Genomic DNA, 17454 nt, shown 5'->3' on the forward strand with positions numbered 1-17454 from the left:
CTACAGTTCCACACAACAGGAGTCATGTGATGACCGTAAGTAACGAAGCGATCGCCCAAGCCATTGCCGCGCGTTTCAACATCGAAGAAAGCCGTATCGTCCCTGAAGCCTCCCTTGAAGACCTGGGTTTCGACTCACTGTCGCAGGTCGACCTGGCCCAGTTGCTGAGAAAAAAACTCGGTGTACAGATCAGCGATGCACAGCTGTCGGAGGTCGCCACTGTCGGTGACGTTCTGGCGCTGGCCAACGGTAAGGCGTAATGGCCGCCGAAGCGGTGGTTGTGACCGGTATCGGCCTGGTCACACCCGCCGGCATCGGCCTTGAGGCGAACTGGCAGCGGGTGGTGGCAGGTGAAGCCACGGCCGCGCCGGACAAGACCCTCGAAGCGATGCCGGTGGAGATCTCGTGCCGCGTGCCGAGTTTTGACAGCGCCTTGCTGGGCGTCAAGAACCCCTGGCAGTGGGACCGTTATGCGCAGTTCGCCTTGCTGGCGGCGCGCCAGGCCCTGGCGGACGCCGGTCTCGAGGCCTGCAGTTGGAAAGATGAGAGCCGTGTGGCGGTGATCATCGGTTCTGGCGCAGGGGGCACCGCCACCCTGGAGCAGCAGCACGCCGTGTTGCTCGCCGAAGGGCCTGACGATGTATCCTCGCTGACCCTGCCCATGGGCCTGCTGAACATGGCCGCCGGACAGGTTGCCATTGAGCTGGGCGCGCGTGGTCCGTGTCTGGCTCCGTGTTCGGCGTGTGCGTCGGGGGCTTCGGCGCTGGGCATGGCCAAGGACCTGATCAACCGTGGGATATGCGACATCGTGGTGGCCGGCGGTGCGGAAGCCCCGATTACACCGCTGTATGTTTCCGCGTTTGCCAAGATGCGCGCGTTGTCGCGCAACACCGATGCCGTCGGTGCATCGCGCCCGTTCGATGCCGCGCGCGACGGCTTCGTCATCGGTGAAGGCGCCGGGATGTTCGTACTTGAGTCCGAAGCGCATGCCCGGGCCCGAGGTGCGCGCGCCCGCGGGCGTCTGCTCGGTTATGGCGCGTCGGCAGATGCGCATCACGTCACCACGCCCCATCCCCAGGGACTCGGTGCCCGTTTAGCCATGCAGGCAGCGCTGCGCGACGCCGGTATCGAAGCCAGCGCCGTGGATTACGTCAACGCCCATGGCACGTCGACGCCGGGCAACGACGTGATCGAGTCGCACGCCATCGCCGAGGTGTTCGGTGCTCGCATGCTGGTCAGTTCGACCAAAGGTGTCACCGGGCATCTGCTGGGTGCCGCCGGTGCTATCGAGGCGGCCTACACCTTGCTCGCGCTCGAGCACGGCCTTGTGCCGCCGACGGCCAACTTGCGCAATCCCGACCCGCAGATAGCCGTTGACCTGGTCCAGGGCCAGGCGCGTGCGCAGCCAATCAAGGTGGCGCTTTCCAATTCGTTCGGATTTGGCGGTCAGAATGTCTCACTGGTGTTCGCCGCCTGAGACCTCTCCGCTCATTGCACAGGACATGTCATGACTCATCCAAGCATCCCGGGAACTGTCGCCCCCTCGGCGCGCGACGAACTGCGCGACCTGCTATTCGCCGGCACGTTCGAGAGCCATCACCAGAGCATTCGCGACGTGCTGTTCGACCCGATCTTCGACCCGCAGCCGGACCTGAACATGGAGCAGGCCGGACGGTTGGCCTATGCCCGCAGCCGTCATGTACACGCGGCGCTCGAACGCCCGCTGCAGATTCTGGCCAACCCGCGTCGGCTGTTTGCCCTGGCGGAATGGCCAAGCCTGCTGGACGTTGCCAGCTTCTCGCTGCTGATGGTCCACTACAACCTGTGCCTGGGCACGTTATTCGATCATGCCCAGGGCCGTCCCGACATCGCGGGGTTCACCGAGGCGCTGGACGAACTGACCTCATTCGGCCCCTACATGGCGACCGAACTGGGTTTTGGGAATAACGTCGCGGCGTTGCAGACCGAGGCCGTGTATGACCGCCATAGCCAGACGTTTACGCTCAATACGCCCAGTGCCAGCGCGCAAAAGTACATGTCCTATAGCGGGTTCGGCGATATCCCCAAAGTCGCGACCGTGATGGCGCGCTTGAAAATCGAAGGCAAGGATCACGGCGTATTTCCGTTCCTGATCAGGCTGTCCACTGAAGAGGGCTTATGCCCTGGTATCCTCGCGGCCTTGTGCCCCGAGAAGCCGGTGCAAGGGCTGGACAACGGCCTGACCTGGTTCGACAACGTGCGTGTACCGCGTAGCAGTCTGCTGCACGGCGACATGGGCTACTTCGCGGAAGACGGCAGCTTTGTCCTCGGCGCGGGCAACGCCCGGTCACGCTTCCTGCGCGCCATGTCGCGGATCGTGCCAGGCCGTTTGTGCGTCGCCAGTGCCGCCCAGGGCGCAAGTCGCGCGAGCTTGTACATCGCGTTGCGCTATGGCCAGCAGCGGCTGACCAACGCCCCCGGGACCAACGACATGCCGGTCATCGAATACCGCAGCTACCAGCGTGCTATGTTCTCGGCACTGGCCAGCACCTATGCGATGACGCTGCTGCTCAATGAAGCCAAGGCACGTTTCCTGGCCAATACAGCTGAGCCGGCTGCCGATGTCGTCAGCCTGATCAACATCACCAAGGCACTGACCACCTGGGATGCCACCGCCGTTATCGCCGAGTGCCGCGAGCGCTGTGGTGCACAAGGTATTTTCAGCGTTAACCGCATCGCCGATTACGGTTCCCTGCTGCAAGGTTTGGTGACGGCCGAAGGTGACAACCTGGTGCTGCTCGCCACCGTCGCCGGCCAACTGCTCGCCCAGGCCTGGCAAGGTCCGTTGCCGCTGCGTCCGGCCCCAGCGCGGCGTCTGGCCGAGCCAGAGTGGTTGATCGCGGCTATCGCCTTTCGCGAATACCAGCTGTGGCTGACCGTTCGCGAGGAGATGAACGCTGACGAGCGCGGCTATTTCGAGGTGTGGAACGACGCCATGAATCCCGGTCTGGAGCTTGCGCGTCTGCGCGGTGAACGTGTGGCCCTGGAGCAACTCTGGAGTGCCTCGCTGCATGCGCAGCATGACGAGGCCAAAGCGGCGCTCAATGGCCTGGCATCACTTTATGGCCTTAATCTTCTGCAGCGTGACGCCGCTTGGTTCCTGGCACATGAGCTTATCGACGCCGGCCAGGCCCTGTCGCTGCCAGGTCGGATCGACCAACAGTGCGCAGCGCTGCGCCCACACGTGACGACCCTGATCGACGGTTTTGCCCTGTCCCCTGAGTTGCTGCGCGCGCCCATCGCCCAGGACGACTACATCCAGGCGTTCTGCAAACAGGTGCGCGCCAATGTCGACTGATACCGCCAGCGCACGCGTTGCCCCTTCGGCCACTGCGGAGACCTCCATGTCCGTACACATTTATCAATGCCCCGTCCGTTGGTCCGACATGGACGTGTATGGGGTGGTCAACAATGTTTCGTTCCTGCGCTTGCTGGAGGAAGCGCGGGTGGACTTCATCTGGCGCCTGGGCGCGGAGCAGGGCGATGCCTTCTTCAGCGGCGGCTCCGTGGTGGTCAGGCATGCGATCGAGTACAAGCGCCCGCTGGTCCACCGCCACGAACCCGTGGCCATCCATATGTGGGTCTCAGAAGTTCGTGCCGCCGCCGTAACGATCGAGTATGAAGTGCGCGACGGCGACACGTTGTGCGCCCTGGCATCGACCACCATGGCGCCATTCAACTACGAGGGGCGCTACCCGCGCACCATGAGCGATGAGGAAACGGCGTTTTTCGAACGCTTCCTCAACCCACGCAAGGCGCTGTCATGCGCCTGCTGAGGGTCGGTGCACCGGGGCGCGAGCGCCCCTGCGCAGTCGGCGTCGATGGCTCGGTTCGGGACCTCAGTACGTGGGTCGATGACTGGACCGGGGCAGCGCTGGCCGTGGTGGCAATGCAGGCGCTGTCACGACGCTTCACGCTGGAATGGGCGCAACTGCCGCAGGTTCATATCGAGCACGAACGCATCGGCCCGGCATTGCGGCCCGGGCAGATCCTGTCGATCGGCCTGAACTACCACCGGCATGCCCGGGAGGCCGGGATGGCGGTGCCCGAAGAGCCGATTGTGTCGAGCAAATCGGTGCATGCGTTGGGAGGCCCGTTCGATGACCTGGTGCTGCCGCTCGACGGCGACAAGACCGACTGGGAGGTGGAGTTGGGTGTGGTCATCGGGCGTCGGGTCCAGTACTTGGCTACGCCCGCTGACGCGACCGCCTGCATCCTGGGTTACTGCACCGCCAATGACCTGTCCGAACGCAGTTGGTTATTGGAACGGGGCGGGCAATGGATCAAGGGCAAGTCATTCGATGGGTTTGCCCCGCTGGGACCGTACCTGGTGACGGCCGATGAGGTGCCGTCGCCCCAGGCGCTGGAATTGATCTGCCGGGTCAATGGCGAGGTCATGCAGCGTGACAACAGCGAGGACATGATCTTCGACGTGCATCACCTGATTCATTACCTCAGCCGCTTCATGACCCTGCACCCTGGCGACGTGATCCTCACCGGAAGCCCGGGCGGCATGGCATTGGGGCGACCAGACCAGCCGTTTCTGCGCGACGGCGATGTGGTCGAGGCCGAGGTAGTCGGCCTGGGCGCGCAGCGTCAAGTATGCCGCGCATTCTATAAGGAAGTGACATGACCCAACTCGCCCAGACCTTTACCCGCACGGTACTGCGTGAAGCGCCGGCCGAGCTGATCGAGGCACTCGCGGCACGTTTCGATGAGCGCTGTTCGACCGTTACGGCCATACGTGAGCAGCATGGCCGCGACGAATCGGCGTATGTCGATGCGCCGTTGCCCCAGGCCGTGGTGTTTGCCCGCAGCACCGAGGACATCGTTGACACCGTGCGCCTGGTGGCCGCTCACCGCGTGCCGCTGATCGCTTACGGTGCCGGATCGTCGGTCGAAGGCCATCTGCTGGCGGTGCAGGGCGGCATCAGCCTTGACCTGAGCCAGATGAACCAGATCCTGGCGATCCATGCCGAAGACATGAGCGTCACCGTGCAGCCGGGCGTGACCCGCCGCCAGCTTGAAGAAGCCTTGAAAAATACCGGTCTGTTCTTTCCCATCGACCCGGGTGCCGATGCGTCCATCGGTGGCATGTGCGCCACGAGTGCCAGCGGGACCAATGCTGTGCGCTACGGCACGATGAAAGAGAATGTGCTGGCCCTGCAAGTGGTCACCGCTGGCGGCGATGTTATCCGTACCGGTACCCGCGCGAAAAAAAGCAGTGCCGGGTATGACCTTACCCATTTGATGGTTGGCAGCGAAGGTACCCTGGGCATCATCAGTGAGATCACGTTGCGCCTGCACCCGGTGCCGGAGTCGATCTGCGCTGCGGTGTGTTCGTTCGACAGCATCGACCAGGCGGTGAACGTGGCGATCCAGGTCATCCAATCCGGTATCGCCGTGGCGCGAATCGAGCTGATCGACGCCAACACCGTGCGCATGGTCAATGTGCACAGCAAACTGGAACTGCCGCAGACGCCGATGCTGTTGATGGAGTTCCATGGCAGCGAACTGGGTGTGCGTGAGCAAGCGCAGGCCGTGGAAGCGATTGCTGGCGAGTGGGGCGGCCAGTCGTTTGAGTGGGCGACCAGCGTCGAGGCGCGTCGGCGGCTATGGACGGCCCGGCACCATGCCTATTTTGCCGCGATTCAATCGCAGCCCGGCTGTCGCGCAATCAGCACCGACACTTGCGTGCCAATCAGCCGCCTCGCCGAATGCCTGCTTGAGTCCATCGCTGAAGTCGACGCGACGGGCCTGCCGTATTTCCTGGTGGGGCATGTGGGGGACGGGAATTTCCACTTCGGCTACTTGATTGATCCTAACGACCCTCAGCAAAGGGCATTGGCCGAGTCACTGAACGATCGGCTGGTGGCACGGGCCATTCGGCTCTCGGGCACCTGCACCGGCGAACATGGTATCGGGCTGCACAAGCAAGGCTACCTGGTCGACCAGGCAGGTGCAGGCGCCGTCGAGATGATGCGCGCGATCAAGCGCACGCTGGACCCGCACAATATTCTCAACCCCGGAAAGATTTTTTCCTTCGAAACACCTGTCAGGGAGGCGCGTCCATGACCGATAAATCCAACGGGGCCGGTAGCCCAATGCGTACGGTTCTGGTAACCGGCGGTTCACGCGGGCTGGGCGCCGCGGTAGTCGAAGACCTCGTGGCACGGGGCCTGAACGTGTGTTTCACCTACCTCAATAATGCGGATCAGGCCGAACAATTGGCGGCCTCCCTCGGTACCGACCGGGTGCTGCCGGTGCGCGCCGACGGGCGTGATGCCAATGCCATCGAGCAGGCGGTCAAGCGTTGCGTGGCGCACTTTGGCGCCCTGGAGGGTTTGGTCAATAACGCCGGTATCACCCAGGACCGCAGTGCGTTGGCCATGAGCGCCGAACAGTGGCACAGCGTGATTGGCAGCAACCTCGACAGCGCATTTCATGCCTGCAGGGCGGTGTTGCCGCTGTTCGTCGAGCAGGGCTTTGGTGCGGTGGTGAACATGGCCTCGATTTCCGGGCTGATCGGCGTCCCTGGGCAGGCCAACTATTGCGCGAGCAAGGCGGGTTTGATCGGTATGACGCGCTCGATGGCAGTCGAATTTGCCGCCCGTGGCGTGCGTCTCAATGTCGTCGCACCTGGGTTCATCGACACCGATATGACCCGCAAGCTCAACGAGCGACGGGTGGCAGAAATGGAAAACCGCATCCCCATGCGTCGCTTCGGCACCGCGCAAGAGGTGGCCAAGGTGGTGGCCTTCCTGTTGTCGCAGGATGCGGCCTACATGACCGGCCAGGTCATGGTGGTGGACGGTGGCCTGGTGACCTGAGCGGTCGGCTGAGCACTCGCCGGAACCGGGTGCCGACGCGCTACTTTGAATTTTTCGGAGCCTATCAACATGACAATGGATGCCAGACTTGGGGGCGTGCAGCTGGGTGTTGCGCTGCAGCTTCCCGTTGACGTCGACCCCGAGGAAACCAAGGAATGGCTGGACGCCTTTGATGGCGTCGTGCACCACGTGGGAGTGGAACGCGGACGCTACTTGTTACAGCGCCTGATCAGGCAGGCCGGGCGTTGCGGCATAGCAGCGTCGACCACATTGCGCACCGCTTACTGCAATACGCTTCATCACAGTGAGCAGGGACACTTTAGCGGTGACCTGGAACTGGAGCGCCAGTTGGCGGGATGGGTCCGCTGGAACGCCATGGCTATGGTGGTCCAGGCCAACCGCCGTCATGGCGAGTTGGGTGGTCACATTGCCAGCTACGCGTCGGCGGCCGACCTGTTCGAGGTGGGCTTCAATCACTTCTTCCGCGCCGGGCCCAGCGGTGAAACCAATGACCTGGTGTTCTTCCAGGCGCATTCGGCGCCGGGCATTTATGCGCGCGCTTTCCTCGAAGGCCGCTTGAGCGAGCGCCAACTGGCCAACTACCGGCGCGAAGCCGGCGGTGAGGGCCTGTGTTCCTACCCCCACCCGTGGTCAATGCCTGATTTCTGGCAATTCCCAACCGGTTCCATGGGGTTGGGGCCGATCAGCGCCATCTACCAGGCCCGCTTTATGCGCTACCTGCAGCATCGTCACCTGAGCCCATCGTCGACACGCCACGTCTGGGGCTTTTTCGGCGACGGCGAGATGGACGAGCCTGAATCGCTCGCGGCGCTGGGCCTGGCGGCACGTGAAGGGCTCGACAATCTGACCTTCGTGATCAACTGCAATCTGCAGCGCCTCGACGGCCCGGTGCGTGGCAACGGCAAAGTGATTGAAGAGCTTGAGGCGCAGTTTCTAGGGGCCGGCTGGAACGTGGTCAAAGTGCTGTGGGGCAGTGAGTGGGATGCACTGCTCGACCAGGACCATGATGGCGTGCTCCAGCATTACCTGGACATCACCGTCGATGGTGAATACCAGTCGCTCTCCACACTGGACGGCGCGGCCAGGCGTCAACGCTTTTTCGCTCGACACCCACGGTTGCTGGAGAAGGTCGCGCACCTGGATGACCACCAGCTGGAGCAAATGCGCCGCGGCGGCCACGACCCCTTGAAGATTCACGCCGCCTACACCGCCGCGCTGGCCTGCAAGGGCCGCCCGACGGTGATCCTGGCCAAGACCGAGAAGGGCCATGGCATGGGGCGCTGGGGGCAAGGCAAGATGATCGCGCACCAGCAGAAACAGCTCGACGCTGAGGCGCTGTTGGCGTTCCGCGACCGCTTCGCGCTGCCCCTGAGCGACGAGGATGTTCATGCTGCTCGGTTGTTCAAGCCTGAAGCCGACAGCCCTGTGATGCGCTACCTGCACAGCCGCCGCCAGGCCCTCCACGGTTACCTACCGAGCCGCAGCAGCGTTGCAGTGCCTTTGGAAACGCCGGCGGCCAGTGAGTTCGCAGGCTTTGCATCAGTGGGGGAAAGCAAGCCGATGTCCACCACCCTGGCATTCGTGCGCATGTTGGGCACATTGCTCAAGGCCCCGGTGTTAGGCGAGCGCATCGTGCCGATTGTGGCCGACGAGGCGCGCACGTTCGGCATGGCCAATCTCTTCCACAAGTACGGTATCTATTCGCCCCAGGGCCAACTTTATACACCCGAAGACAAGGATTCTATCGTGTCGTATCGCGAGGCTCGCGATGGTCAGATCCTTGAGGAAGGCATCACCGAGGCTGGGGCGATGTCTTCATGGATCGCCGCAGGTACCGCCTACAGCACCCACGGCATGGCGATGCTGCCGGTGTACATTTTCTATTCCATGTTCGGCTTCCAGCGTGTTGCCGATTTGATCTGGGCCGCGGCTGACCAGCGCACCCGCGGCTTTCTGATCGGGGCGACGTCAGGGCGCACGACCCTGGCCGGGGAGGGGCTGCAGCATCAAGACGGTTCAAGCCATGTTGTCGCGGCGACCGTGCCCAACTGCCGAGCCTACGACCCGGCGTTTGCCGGTGAATTGGCAGTGATTGTGGACCATGGGCTCAAGTGCATGCTGACCGCCCAGGAGGACGTCTTTTACTACCTCACCGTGACCAATGAAAATTACCTGCAACGGTCGCTGCCGGACGGTGCCGAGGCGGATGTGATCAAGGGCATGTACCTGCTCGACACACTGGACGCCGGGTCGGACGCGCCGTTGGTGCGCCTGCTTGGAAGCGGCGCGATCCTCAATGAAGTGCTGGCGGCGGCGAACCGGCTGCGCGAGCAATGGGGCGTGACGGTGCAGGTCTGGAGTGTCACCAGTTTCAGCGAGCTTGAACGCGATGCCAGGTCTGCCCAACACGCGCGTCTGGCGGGTGCGCAGACGACACTGGGACATGTCGAGCAATGCCTGGGCGGGTCCGCGCCGGTCGTGGCGGCGACGGACTATGTCAGGGCCTATGCGCAACTCATCGCTCCCTATGTCAGTGCGCCCTTCAAGGTGCTGGGCACGGATGGCTTCGGCTGTTCAGACACCCGGCGCGCCCTGCGGCGTTACTTCGAGGTGGACAGCCAGGCGATCTGCCTGACGGCTCTGCAGGCATTGGTGGAGCAAGGACGCCTGGCCGCAGACACGGTCGCCAAAGCCCGTCGTGTCATGGACGATACGGATAATCGCCATGCTTGACCGCCGTGGATAGCCAGGATTGACCTGGGCGGTGTTCCAACTCAGCTACCTGTGGCTGTGGCTGGTGTGGCAGGTGCTGTCATATGACCTTGAGGGTTGGCGTACCTTGCTGGTCGCCACCCATCTGGCTCAGCAGCAGTGCCAGCAGCTCTTTTGCGGGCCGTTGTGAGTGCCCGGTCATCCAGCGTTTAAGTGTGCGACGGCTTGAATCAAAGACTCTCAGGGTCCCCAAAAAACATCTGAATCCTCGACCGCAACCACCGCTCCCCCGGATCATTGTCCTGCGATCCCCGCCAGGCCATATGCAACTCAAACGAGCGCACCGGCAACGGCGGTTCCTCAGCCCGCAAGCCGCCCGCGGCGGTCAGTGCTTCGGCGGCGTAGTCCGGCACGATGGCGACAATATCGGTCCCCGCCAGCAACGTACCCAAGCCATTGAACTGCGGTACGGCCAGCACCACATGGCGTTTGCGATCGAGCTTCTCCAGCTCTTCATCGATAAACCCGCTCAAGTCGCCGGCAAACGACACCAGCGCATGGGGGCGGGCGCAGAAGTCGTCCAGGCTGAGGGCGCCGGGTACGCTGTCAGCGCGCAGTAGTTTGGGCAGGCTGCGGCGCAGCACCTTGCGCTTGGCGTTGGCCGGCAAGTCGGCGGTGTAGCTGACGCCGATGGAGATTTCTCCGGAAGCCAGCAGGCCTGGCATCAGGATGTAGTTGACGCGGCGTACCACCAGCACGATGCCAGGGGCTTCGGCACGCAGGCGCTTGAGCAATTGCGGAAGCAGGGCGAACTCGACGTCGTCGGACAGGCCGATGCGGAACACGGCGGTGCTGGTGGCCGGGTCGAACTCGGCGGCGCGGCTGACGGCGGTGGAAATAGAGTCCAGGGCCGGGGAGAGCAGGGCGAAGATTTCCACGGCGCGGGCCGATGGCTCCATGCTGCGCCCGGTACGCACGAACAGCGGGTCGTCGAACAGGCCGCGCAGGCGCGATAATGCTGCGCTGATGGCCGGTTGGCCCAGGAACAATTTCTCGGCCGCGCGGGTCACACTGCGCTCGTGCATCAAGGTTTCGAATACGATCAAGAGGTTCAGGTCGACACGACGCAGGTCGTTACGGTTCATCTTGTGTCCTGGAAGAGTCAGCAAACTTGACGAGAGCGGCCATATAGAGCCCTTGGGTTCTACTTGGAAGCATGACCGGCATGAATCTTACGGGGAAAGGCTGGTACTCTGCACCGGCTAATTGAGTTTTCCTACGATACTTGAGGGTTATTCCTCAGATGCGGAATCAATGACAGACATGTCGACTATTAACGGCGACCGGTGGTCTTACCCGGAAAGCCCAGATAGAGTTCGTGGCAATAGAGGTTACTTTGACGAGGTTTGCGATGTCCCGCACGATCCGTTTTCACAAGTTTGGTCCGGCCGAGGTGCTCAAATGCGAAGAGCATGCAGCCGCGCAGCCTGCACCGGGCGAAGTGCAGGTGCGTGTCGAGGCGATTGGCATCAGTTGGTATGACATTTTGTGGCGCCAGAACCTGGCATCCTCCCATGCACGCCTGCCGTCTGGCCTTGGCCATGAAATGGCGGGTGTTGTGGTGGCGCTCGGTGACGGCGTGGATGATTTGGCCGTGGGCGATAAGGTGGCCAGTTTTCCGGCCGAGAGCCCCAATGATTATCCGGTGTATGGCGAACAGATCGTCTTGCCACGCACCGCCCTGACCGGTTATCCGGATGTCTTGAGCCCGATCGAAGCCAGCGTGCACTACACGCCGCTGTTGATTGCCTACTTTGCCTATGTCGACCTGGCGCGGGTCAAACCCGGCCAGTTTGCACTGGTGACTGACGCCAGCCACTGTGCCGGTCCGTCCTTCGTGCAACTGGGCAAAGCCTTGGGTGTTCGGGTGATTGCCGCGACCAAGGACAGCGCTGAGCGCGAGTACCTGCTGTCCCTCGGCGCCGAAAAGGTCATCGTCACCGAAGAACAGGACCTGCTCATGCAGGTCAACAAGATCACCGACAACCGCGGTGTCGACGTTGTGTTCGATGGCTTGGGTGGCCCACAAATGTCGCTGCTCGGCGATGTACTGGCTCCGCGTGGCAGCCTGGTGCTGTACGGCTTGCAAGGTGGCAACCAGACACCCTTCCCAGCGTGTGCTGCGTTCCAGAAGAACATTCAGTTCTTTGTACATTGCATCGGCAACTTCACGGGTAAACCGGAGCTGGGCATCATCCAGGATCAGGTTGCGCTGCAACGAGCGTTGCGTGATATCAACCAGTTGACCGCCGACCGTGTGCTGGTGCCCCTCAAAACCACGGTGTTTCCGTTCAACCAGTTCGTCGAAGCGCACCGCTATATGGACGAATGCCCGTGCCGAGAGCGTGTTGCATTGCAGGTTTAAGCTGTTTGAGCTGTAGGAGTATTCGCAAATGAATGCTCGGTCGTCTGGATGAATGAGGCAAATGTGCCATTTGTCAGGGCTTAACCCGCGCGAGGGTTGAGCCATCGTTCAGGCACATCGTCCCGCAAAACCCGACCTTTCTCCTGAATGCCGCCCTGAATCCCAGTGCGGCATCTTTACGTTTGCGTCAGCTTCGCCGCACCCATTTACCATCTGAACGGATTTCTCGTCCTGTTCTGTATCTGTTAATCATTATTCCAGCACTGATAATTGTGTCTTCACTGTCATCTCAAGGATTGAGCAATGATTGAATATCTGACATTTGCGCTTCAAATGTATGAAACTGGAACTTCTCGATGTTTGCCGATGAGGAAGATCGTGGGTGTCCCGGCAGGCGATGCCCGCTCTTTCAAGAACAATTCATTTAGTCGGATAAATTATAGTTGTCGGAAACTTCTTTAGTTTTCCGGATAAGCCAGTGTAGGACGCTGTCAGAGCGTTCCTAGGGCCTAATCAGGGCCTTGGTATAAGGGTTTCAGGGAAGAAGGGCGCGACGGGTGCGTAATTGGCAAGCCCTGGGACTTTGTTGCAGCGTGCTAAAGTTTATCCAACGTCATACCGCGCGATGGACCACGCGTCTACATATGTAATAAGTCGAGCAAATATGCTCAATAGTTGCTTGAAACTGATACTTCAACTCAGGTAGTAGAACGATGAGCTCTATTCACGAACAAGCCATGAACTATGTTTATCATCAAGTTCTGCAACGTTTAATCGGGCACTTTACGCGTGCCGAACGTACAGCACTTCAATTGCTTATTCAGCGAATCGTCGTGGCGGCCGGCGGCATGGAGCAAGTGGGGCAATACAAGATCATGGTGGCCCATGGGGGTGGCGAGGTCAGCAGCTACACCCTGGCGCTGTTGCGCGCGGCGCAACTGAGTATCGCCGTTCGCGCGCCCGGGACGTTCCAGCTACGGGTTGCCACCTTGCGGCATACGGGCATGACCCAGGCCACGCTCGATACCTTGCATCATGGCTACGGCATGTTGTTTTTCCATGACGACCCCCGGGTGGAGTTGTTGATGGTGGAAAATCAGGAAGTGCTGCCTTTCAACCACCAACGCCCGCCCTCCAGTGCTGGCACCGCCGTAAGTCAGCGCAATAGGGTGATGGTGGGGCACATGACCTCCGGGGATGTTCGCGCCACGCTGTGCAATGACACTTACCTGGCCCTGGCGGATTTCTACCCGCGCGTCACCAGTTGGAACGCAGGCGTGCATGCCTTGGTCAGCGGCGACTCCCCGCGCAAGCAGGGCCAGTACCTGGCCTGGCTGAAAAAGAATGCGCTGGCGGCGGGTGTCGTCATTCCCCCCGGCAGCCCCTCGTCGCTCAACCGTCTGTTTGCCTGCATGGAAGAGTGGAGCAACGGCTGTTACCAGGATCTCTACGGCGACCAATACACGCCCCCGGAAAGTCCAGGTCGGGGCGGGCACCGCCATCTGGCGTATATCGGGATTGCCGACTTGCTCAATGGCATGAACCCGGCCACAGCGCCGTTGCTTACCGAGTTTTTGAGCTATAGGCCTGATCCATTTGGTGTCCACTTCAGCCATCCCACTTACCCGAACCCTTTGCTGATGGCCCATCTGCGAGGCTTGCAGGCCGAGTGTCTGCGCGATCTTGCCTATGAGGATGGGGTGGAGGCGTTTCTCCGGCAGGCGCAGGATTACATGTGTAGCCGGCAGATTCCCGAACACTTGATCGCGCAAGCGCCGACGGGGGACGGTCGTGCCCTGTCAACGGCCTATGCCCAGGCGTTCTTTGGCCTGGATGAGAGCCAATTGACCTGCCTGCTGTTTTCACCCTTCATTCACCACGGCGAGCGATTGGAAGGTTACCTGCGCCAATGCCATCCGGGCATGCTGGTGGCGCTCCCCGAATTGCACAAGGCGCTTCAAGGCAAACCCGTCGCCGATATGCTGTTGCAGTGGGTCATTGACGCCAGTGGCTTGCCGTTGTCCTTGTTGCAGCATCTGTACCGCAAGCGGCCCCTGGAGGCCGGGCATGCGCGGGGGCGGCGCGGTACGCATGCCGAGGCGCAAGCCTTTCAGTTGTCCGGGCGTTGAGTCCGTGCGCTGGCGTATTGGTCCGGGTGCGTGGCAATGACCCTGCGTGGTGAGCGGCAGGCGGACTTTGCCTACCAGGCGGTGTACCGCTACATGATCAACCTTATCAACGAAGTCAGCCTGGATACCCCGGCCAAACTGCCGTCCCTGCGGCAATTGTCGACGCGCCTGAATGTGTCGATCTCGACGATCCAGTACGCCTACTCGCTGCTGGAAAAGGAGGGCCGGGTCTACTCGGTGGCCAAATCGGGCTATTTCGCCTGGCCCGTAACGGCTAACCCACTGATGGCGGTGGGAGGCGACCTGCTCGAGCGCTTATATGCCGCCGCGCGGCGACCGGGGATGAGCGTGCTCAGCGGCGATGAGCCGACGCTGCTGGGCTCGCTGGATAGCGCCTTGCTGACGCTCGAGCGCCAACTGGTGCGCCTGCATCCGCGCCACCTGCAACCCTGGTCGCAACCGTGCGGGGTGTGGGAGCTGCGCGCGGCGCTGGCGGCCCGTTATACCTCGTCGCCGACGCGCTGCTGGCAGGCGGATGACGTCTATATCGGTGCGGACCTGCGCGGGGTACTGGAGATCCTGATCGAGGTGCTGGGCCTGAAGGGTAAGACGGTCGTGGTCGAATCCCCCTGCGATTACTTGATCCTGCGCTTGTTGCAGGCTGCTGGCGTACGGGTCGTCGAATGGCCCTGGCAGGCCGATGGCAGTCCGGACCTGGCGTTGTTCGAGCACTGGCTGCGCCACGAATCGGTGCACCTGGTGCTGCTGTCGTCGGTGGTCAGTATGCCTTCAGGCCACGCCTTGCCTGCCTACGATCAGCTACGACTGGCGAGCCTGTTGGACCAATCTGGCTGTTGGTTGCTGGAGAATGATTGTTTTGGTGAGCTGTGCTTCGCGCCACGCCAGAGAGCAATGCGTGACCTGATCAACCCTGAGCGGCTGATCGTGTTCTCGTCGTTCGAGAAAATGCTCGGCCCGGAGGCGCCCTTCGGGTATGTGCTGTCTCGTCATCTGGCCAGCGAGTTGCAGCGCCAGTTCCTGTTGCGCGCGTTTCGCCTGTCGTCGATGCGCCAGCATGCGATTGCGCGCCTATACCAAAGCGGGCGGCTGGACCAGCACTTGGAGGCATTGCGCCAACGCTTGCGGGAACAGGCCGCGGCCATGAGTGAACGCCTGGATATGCGCCTGGAAGGGCGCGTGACCTATCGAATGCCCGTCGCCGGGGCCAGCTTCTGGTTGCAGTCGGTGGCGGCGGTGGACATGCGCCAGGTATTCCAACGTGCAGTGGCCCAGCAGGTCGTGATTGCCCCTGGTGAATTGTTCAGCCTCAGTGGCCTGCATCACCAGCATCTGCGACTGAGCCACACGTTCAATGGGCAGCCCAACCTGGACATTGCCCTGGATACCCTGGCGCAGGCGCTGTTGCAGGCACAGACCGGCTAGGATGTTAAAAAATTCTCTTAGGCTTGTAGGATCGATACCGTCGCGCAGTAGTCCAACTCTCAGTAAACTGTCATTTTTTCCGAATCCATCTCTCTGAGGTTTATGCATGACAATCAGTCCTTTTGCGGGCAAGCCGGCGCCAGCCCAGTTGCTGGTGGATATCCCGCGACTGGTCACGGCCTATTACACCGGCCAGCCTGATGCAGCGATCTCCACCCAGCGCGTGGCCTTTGGCACTTCCGGTCACCGTGGCAGCTCGTTCGACCTGAGCTTCAACGAATGGCATGTACTCGCCATCAGCCAGGCCATTTGCCTGTACCGCGAAGCCCAAGGCATCGACGGCCCGCTGTTTGTCGGCCTGGACACCCATGCGCTGTCGACGCCCGCGGGTGCCAGCGCCCTGGAAGTGCTGGCTGCCAATGGCGTCCATGTGATGCTGGCCGAAGGCGATGAATACACGCCAACCCCGGCGATTTCCCACGCGATCATCTGCTACAACCGGGGCCGCACCCATGGCCTGGCCGACGGGATTGTCATTACCCCGTCCCACAACCCGCCGCAAAGTGGTGGCTACAAGTACAACCCGCCCAACGGCGGCCCGGCCGATACCCACGTCACCAAGTGGATCGAAGCCAAGGCCAACGAACTGCTGGCCGCCAAACTGGCCGGGGTCAAGCGCATCACCCACGCCCAGGCGCTCAAGGCCGACACCACCCATCGCCATGACTACCTCAACAGCTATGTGGCCGACCTGATCAACGTGATCGACATGGACGCGATTCGCAGTGCCGATCTGCGTCTGGGTGTCGATCCGTTGGGCGGAGCAGGGGTGCGCTACTGGTCGGCCATCGCCGAGCATTACCGCCTGAACCTGGACGTGGTGAACACCGAGGTCGATGCCACGTTCCGCTTCATGAGCGTCGACTGGGACGGCCAGATTCGCATGGACCCGTCCTCCAGCTACGCCATGCAGGGCCTGATCGGCCTGAAGGAGCGTTTCGACGTGGCCTTCGCGTGTGACCCGGACCACGATCGCCATGGCATCGTCACCCCATCCGGTGGGCTGTTGGCGCCGAACAATTACCTGGCAGTGTCCATCGACTACCTGTTCCAGAATCGGCCTGACTGGCGCGCCGACGCCGCCGTGGGTAAGACCGTGGTCAGCAGCGGCTTGATTGATCGCGTGGCCGCACGCATCGGCCGTCGCCTGTACGAAGTGCCGGTGGGCTTCAAGTGGTTTGCCGACGGCCTGTTCGACGGCTCGCTGGGCTTTGGCGGCGAAGAAAGCGCCGGCGCGTCGTTCCTGCGCAAGGACGGCACGGTGTGGAGCACCGACAAGGACGGCCTGATCCCAGCGTTGCTCGCGGCAGAAATGACCTCGCGCAAAGGCCAGGACCCAAGCCAGATCTACCGTGGCCTGACGGACGCCCTGGGCGAACCCTTCGCCATCCGCGTCGACGCCAAGGCCACGCCGGCGCAGAAAGCCCTGCTGGGCAAACTGTCGCCGCAGCAAGTGACCTCTACCCAATTGGCGGGGGAAAGCATCCAGCAGATCCTCAGCCATGCACCCGGCAACAACCAGGCGATTGGCGGCTTGAAGGTCATGACCGAAAACGGCTGGTTCGCCGCGCGCCCATCGGGCACCGAGGACATCTACAAGATCTACGCCGAGAGTTTCATTGGCGAAGATCACCTCAAACAGTTGGTGGAAGAGGCGCAGGTGCTGGTCGACGGCGCCATTACTCAATAACGCCAGGTGGGAGGGGGCAAGCCCCAATGCCAGCCAGTCAAGGCGGCACGCTGTAACTGTGGCGAGCGGGCTTGCCCTAATGCCGTTCAGTTAAGGCTTTTTTGT

The 17454-nt window shown here is 61.9% G+C and carries 14 protein-coding genes; 13 read left to right on the top strand and 1 reads right to left on the bottom strand.

Going from position 1 to position 17454, the window contains the following annotated elements; genetic code table 11:
• The first annotated feature begins 29 nt into the window (after positions 1 to 29).
• The 9 genes from ACODSV_RS23670 (at position 30) to ACODSV_RS23710 (ending at position 9792) form a co-directional block, all read left to right on the top strand.
• Positions 30 to 260 carry an acyl carrier protein gene (locus ACODSV_RS23670; RefSeq protein WP_150054665.1) on the top strand — a complete coding sequence of 77 codons (231 nt, stop codon included), beginning with the start codon at positions 30 to 32 and terminating at the stop codon, positions 258 to 260.
• Positions 260 to 1477: a beta-ketoacyl-[acyl-carrier-protein] synthase family protein gene (locus ACODSV_RS23675; RefSeq protein ID WP_150054664.1), complete on the top strand. Its 1218-nt coding sequence runs from the start codon at positions 260 to 262 to the stop codon at positions 1475 to 1477. Before ACODSV_RS23670 ends, ACODSV_RS23675 begins: the two co-directional genes overlap by 1 nt.
• 30 nt (positions 1478 to 1507) lie before the next feature.
• Entirely contained in the window at positions 1508 to 3337 is a 1830-nt protein-coding gene (locus ACODSV_RS23680) for an acyl-CoA dehydrogenase family protein (RefSeq protein ID WP_150054663.1), read from the top strand.
• Positions 3338 to 3383: 46 nt separating this feature from the next.
• Positions 3384 to 3815: an acyl-CoA thioesterase gene (locus tag ACODSV_RS23685; protein ID WP_095054053.1), complete on the top strand. Its 432-nt coding sequence runs from the start codon at positions 3384 to 3386 to the stop codon at positions 3813 to 3815.
• A complete protein-coding gene (locus ACODSV_RS23690) occupies positions 3803 to 4672 on the top strand; it encodes a fumarylacetoacetate hydrolase family protein (RefSeq protein WP_150054662.1) in 870 nt (289 codons plus the stop codon). The genes ACODSV_RS23685 and ACODSV_RS23690 overlap by 13 nt, the downstream gene beginning before the upstream one ends.
• A complete protein-coding gene (locus ACODSV_RS23695) occupies positions 4669 to 6114 on the top strand; it encodes an FAD-binding oxidoreductase (RefSeq protein ID WP_150054661.1) in 1446 nt (481 codons plus the stop codon). The genes ACODSV_RS23690 and ACODSV_RS23695 overlap by 4 nt, the downstream gene beginning before the upstream one ends.
• On the top strand, positions 6111 to 6869 hold the full coding sequence (fabG, locus tag ACODSV_RS23700; RefSeq protein WP_150054660.1) for a 3-oxoacyl-ACP reductase FabG: 759 nt from the start codon (positions 6111 to 6113) through the stop codon (positions 6867 to 6869). The genes ACODSV_RS23695 and fabG overlap by 4 nt, the downstream gene beginning before the upstream one ends.
• A 75-nt stretch (positions 6870 to 6944) precedes the next feature.
• Entirely contained in the window at positions 6945 to 9623 is a 2679-nt protein-coding gene (gene aceE, locus ACODSV_RS23705; protein WP_190300943.1) for a pyruvate dehydrogenase (acetyl-transferring), homodimeric type, read from the top strand.
• A 31-nt stretch (positions 9624 to 9654) separates the two neighbouring features.
• Positions 9655 to 9792, top strand: a complete 138-nt coding sequence (locus ACODSV_RS23710) for a hypothetical protein (protein ID WP_190300942.1) — start codon at positions 9655 to 9657, stop codon at positions 9790 to 9792.
• Positions 9793 to 9832: 40 nt separating this feature from the next.
• Here ACODSV_RS23710 and ACODSV_RS23715 read toward each other — a convergent pair whose 3' ends face one another.
• Positions 9833 to 10747, bottom strand: coding sequence for a LysR family transcriptional regulator (locus ACODSV_RS23715; protein ID WP_024075600.1), 915 nt, complete (start codon positions 10745 to 10747; stop codon positions 9833 to 9835).
• A 266-nt stretch (positions 10748 to 11013) separates the two neighbouring features.
• Between ACODSV_RS23715 and ACODSV_RS23720 the strand changes: the two genes are divergently transcribed.
• The 4 genes from ACODSV_RS23720 (at position 11014) to pgm (ending at position 17349) form a co-directional block, all read left to right on the top strand.
• Positions 11014 to 12027, top strand: a complete 1014-nt coding sequence (locus ACODSV_RS23720; protein WP_150054657.1) for a zinc-dependent alcohol dehydrogenase family protein — start codon at positions 11014 to 11016, stop codon at positions 12025 to 12027.
• A 713-nt stretch (positions 12028 to 12740) separates the two neighbouring features.
• Positions 12741 to 14156, top strand: coding sequence for a hypothetical protein (locus ACODSV_RS23725; protein WP_150054656.1), 1416 nt, complete (start codon positions 12741 to 12743; stop codon positions 14154 to 14156).
• 36 nt (positions 14157 to 14192) lie between these two features.
• Positions 14193 to 15599, top strand: a complete 1407-nt coding sequence (locus ACODSV_RS23730) for an aminotransferase-like domain-containing protein (RefSeq protein WP_150054655.1) — start codon at positions 14193 to 14195, stop codon at positions 15597 to 15599.
• A 106-nt stretch (positions 15600 to 15705) separates the two neighbouring features.
• Complete coding sequence (gene pgm, locus ACODSV_RS23735) at positions 15706 to 17349, top strand: phosphoglucomutase (alpha-D-glucose-1,6-bisphosphate-dependent) (RefSeq protein ID WP_024075596.1); 1644 nt, start codon at positions 15706 to 15708, stop codon at positions 17347 to 17349.
• Positions 17350 to 17454 lie beyond the last annotated feature (105 nt).

It is taken from the genome of Pseudomonas sp. FG86 (assembly GCF_057808775.1).

Excerpts from the sequence above, each read along its gene's own strand:
- ACODSV_RS23695 (WP_150054661.1), top strand. The coding sequence starts at position 4,669 with ATGACCCAACTCGCCCAGACCTTTACCCGCACGGTACTGCGTGAAGCG.
- ACODSV_RS23725 (WP_150054656.1), top strand. The coding sequence starts at position 12,741 with ATGAGCTCTATTCACGAACAAGCCATGAACTATGTTTATCATCAAGTT.
- aceE (WP_190300943.1), top strand. The coding sequence starts at position 6,945 with ATGGATGCCAGACTTGGGGGCGTGCAGCTGGGTGTTGCGCTGCAGCTT.
- ACODSV_RS23720 (WP_150054657.1), top strand. The coding sequence starts at position 11,014 with ATGTCCCGCACGATCCGTTTTCACAAGTTTGGTCCGGCCGAGGTGCTC.
- ACODSV_RS23715 (WP_024075600.1), bottom strand. The coding sequence starts at position 10,747 with ATGAACCGTAACGACCTGCGTCGTGTCGACCTGAACCTCTTGATCGTA.
- ACODSV_RS23675 (WP_150054664.1), top strand. The coding sequence starts at position 260 with ATGGCCGCCGAAGCGGTGGTTGTGACCGGTATCGGCCTGGTCACACCC.
- ACODSV_RS23670 (WP_150054665.1), top strand. The coding sequence starts at position 30 with ATGACCGTAAGTAACGAAGCGATCGCCCAAGCCATTGCCGCGCGTTTC.
- ACODSV_RS23690 (WP_150054662.1), top strand. The coding sequence starts at position 3,803 with ATGCGCCTGCTGAGGGTCGGTGCACCGGGGCGCGAGCGCCCCTGCGCA.
- pgm (WP_024075596.1), top strand. The coding sequence starts at position 15,706 with ATGACAATCAGTCCTTTTGCGGGCAAGCCGGCGCCAGCCCAGTTGCTG.
- ACODSV_RS23685 (WP_095054053.1), top strand. The coding sequence starts at position 3,384 with ATGTCCGTACACATTTATCAATGCCCCGTCCGTTGGTCCGACATGGAC.
- fabG (WP_150054660.1), top strand. The coding sequence starts at position 6,111 with ATGACCGATAAATCCAACGGGGCCGGTAGCCCAATGCGTACGGTTCTG.
- ACODSV_RS23730 (WP_150054655.1), top strand. The coding sequence starts at position 14,193 with ATGACCCTGCGTGGTGAGCGGCAGGCGGACTTTGCCTACCAGGCGGTG.
- ACODSV_RS23680 (WP_150054663.1), top strand. The coding sequence starts at position 1,508 with ATGACTCATCCAAGCATCCCGGGAACTGTCGCCCCCTCGGCGCGCGAC.